Annotated in this window: 2 protein-coding genes and 1 pseudogene; 1 reads left to right on the top strand and 2 read right to left on the bottom strand. The window is 72.4% G+C overall.

All coding sequences use genetic code 11. The features are described 5' to 3' along the window. Together lysS and pyrH are read right to left on the bottom strand one after the other, a co-directional pair. Positions 1–1,554, bottom strand: a 1,554-nt coding sequence (gene lysS, locus GJ633_RS15410) for a lysine--tRNA ligase (RefSeq protein ID WP_156589499.1), incomplete at its 3' end; no start/stop codon positions are given. Further along, positions 1,551–2,270, bottom strand: coding sequence for a UMP kinase (gene pyrH / locus GJ633_RS15405; RefSeq protein ID WP_156589498.1), 720 nt, complete (start codon positions 2,268–2,270; stop codon positions 1,551–1,553). The genes pyrH and lysS, both read right to left, overlap by 4 nt. Before the next feature lie 238 nt (positions 2,271–2,508). Between pyrH and GJ633_RS15400 the strand changes: the two are divergent. Beyond that, positions 2,509–2,918: pseudogene (locus GJ633_RS15400) on the top strand (molybdopterin synthase); the annotation flags it as partial.

Here is a 2,918-nt window from a genome sequence, read left to right as displayed (position 1 = left end):
GTCGAGCGCGGCCGCGACGTCGTCGTCGAAGGCGACGTCGGGCAGGTGGGTCTGGAGCCGGTAGTCGTACTCGTTGCCGGTGCGCTCGGCCCAGTTGCGGGCCTGCTCGACGCGCGCGAGCGCCGCCTCGACGGCCTCCTCCGAGGCGTCCGCGGGGATGTGCCCCTCGTCGCGGGCCAGCCGCTCGCGGAGGGCGGGGTCGTCGACCATGCCGAGGACGGCCGCGAACGTGTACGGCAGCCGGATCGGCCGCTCCTCGGGCGGGTCGTCCGCGCTGTCGACGACGAACGGGTACGCGCGCTCGGCGAACGCCGTCAGGTCCTCGTCGTCGACCTCGCCGAAGTACGCGCGCTCGAACCGGTCGAATCGGTCGACGAGCTGGTCGAGCCGCTCAATGTCGAGGTCGCGGCTCCGCTTCGGGTGGAGCGCGAAGAAGTACCGGAGCACCTCGGGCTCGATCAGCTCCAGCAGCTCCGGGACGGTGACGATGTTGCCCGCCGACGAGGAGAGCGGCTCGCCGTTGAGGGTGAACCACTCGTACACCATCGGCACGGGCGGCTCGATCCCGAGGACGTTCCGCGCGACGTCGACGCCCGAGGGCCACGAGCCCTCCGCGTGGTCCTTGCCGAACGGCTCGAAGTCGACGTCGAGTACCTCCCACTGGCCGGGCCACTCCAGGCGCCACGGGAGCTTCCCCTCGCGGAAGGTCGCGGTCCCCTCGTGACCGCAGCCCTCGATCGTCTCGTCGCCGACCGTCATGTCGGTGCAGACGTAGTCGACGGTCTCGGCGTCGACGTCGACGCTCGTGACCGTCTCGGTGATCTTCCCGCACGCCGCGCAGACGGGGTTGAACGGGACGTACTCGTCGTCGACCTTGTCCTGGTACGCCGAGAGCACCTCGCGGACGGCCGCCGGGTCGGAGAGCGCGGTGCGGGTCACCCCGTCGAAGTCGCCGTCGGCGTACAGCTCCGTGTTCGAGACCATCTCGACCGGGACCCCCAGCCGATCCGCGTCCGCCTGCAGCAGGGCGGCGAAGTGGGCCGCGTACGACTCGCGCTCGCCGAACGGGTCGGGGATGGCGGTGTACGGCTTCCCGAGGTTGCGCCCGAGCGCGCCCGCGTCGACGTCGCCGAGCCCGACGATCTCCCCGTCGGCGTTCGCCAGCTTCCGGGGGAGCTTGCGCAGCGGGTCCTTGTCGTCGGAGGTGAACACCTGCCGGACCTCGTGGCCGCGATCGCGGAGGACCTCGGCGACGAAGTAGCCGCGCATGATCTCGTTGAAGTTGCCGAGGTGTGCGACCCCCGACGGCGACACGCCGCCTTTGATCACGATCGGATCGTCGGGGTCGCGCGCCTCGATCTCGTCGGCGACGACGTCCGCCCAGAAGGCGTGGAACGCGTCGCCGGGACCCCTCGGCTCGTCGCCGTCGCGGGCGGGGTCTCCCTCCCCCTCGCGTCCAGGGGTATCGGACGCGCGACCGGAGAGGATGTGCGGGGAGTCATCGTACGGGGAGTCGTCGTGCGGAGGGTCGTCGCGCGTGGCGTCGCCGGTCATACCGCCTCCGTCCATCGCGTCGGTTCGCGGGCGTCCGCGGGGATCACGTCGGTCCCGGAGTGGTCGCCGCGGAGCACCGCGTCGACGACGGCGCTCGGGTCGGTCCCGTCGAGGACGATCGACCGGATCCCCGCCCGATCGATCAGCTTGGCCGCGAGCAGGTCCACGGGGGCGGAGGCGCCGGCGTCCCGGCTCATCGGCAGGACGACGTCGACGAGTTCGGCCGGCGAGAGCGACGCGAACTGCGTCGCGTCCGGGTCGGCGTTGGGGTCGGCGTCGTACACGCCGTCGGCGCTCGTGGCGTACACGAGCAAGTCGGCGTCGACCGACTCGGCGAACGCGGCCGCGACCGCGTCGGTGGTCTGTCCGGGCGTCACGCCGCCCATCACCCCCACCTCGCCGCGGCGGAGCGCGGCCGCGGCCTCGTCGTATCCGGTCGCCGGCGCGAGGGCGGCGCTCTCGTCGAGCGCGGCGATCAGCAGGCGGGCGTTGAGGCGGGTCGTCCCGATACCGAGCTGGTCGAGTTCGACCTCGTTCGCGCCGAGGTCGCGCGCCGTCTCGATGTACTCGCGCGCGACTCCGCCCCCGCCGACGACGACGCCGACCTCACAGCCGTCGGCGGTCAGCCGCTCGATCGCCTCGGCGTACGCGGCCACCCGCTCGGCGTCGAGATCGGGTGCGAGCACGCTCCCGCCGATGGAAACGACGACTCTCATACTACCGCCGCATATCCCTGTCGCGGTCTTAAGCATTGTCAAGCCCGGTCGGAACGATCTCGAGCCGCGCCGCTCTGTCGCCTCCATCGAGGCCGGCGCCGCTCACCCTCCATCGAAGCCGGTGGCGGTCGCCGTGCCCCGTCGAAGCCGGTGGCGGTCGCCGTGCCCCGTCGAAACTGGTGATGATCGTGGCTTTTCGCCGGGAAACGCCTAAGCCGATCGCTCTCCGCCATCCGATATGCAACCGATATCGATCGTCGGTCCCGGAACGACCGACCTCGCGACCGCCCTCGTCGACCGCCTCGACGGGCGGGTCGCGCTCGTCGACCGCGGCGACGGGACTACCGACGGGGGGTGTCGACGGGAGTGTCGCCGCGCCTGACCGGCCGAACGAGGCGGCGTCGGCGGCGGCCACCACGTTCGCGCTCGATCCCGACGGCGCGTGGACCGGCACCGGCCGCGTCGACGGGTTCGACGAGTTCCTCGACGGGCTCGCGCCCGACCACGACTACCTCGTCGCCGTCGGCGCGTCGCGGCTCCGGGTGCCGACCGTCCTGCTCGGCGCGGACCGCGACGTCGACTCGGTCCCCGGGACCGTGCTCGCGTCGGCCGAGACGCCCGAGGCGGTCGACCTCGACGGGCTCGTCG

It is taken from the genome of Halorubrum sp. CBA1125 (assembly GCF_009742825.1).
Taxonomy (GTDB): Archaea; Halobacteriota; Halobacteria; order Halobacteriales; family Haloferacaceae; genus Halorubrum.
The sequence above is the reverse complement of the archived record's forward strand: the minus strand, read 5'-3'. Positions and strand labels throughout refer to the sequence as shown.

Coding starts and splice junctions, on each gene's coding strand:
- pyrH (WP_156589498.1), bottom strand. CDS start 2,270: ATGAGAGTCGTCGTTTCCATCGGCGGGAGCGTGCTCGCACCCGATCTC.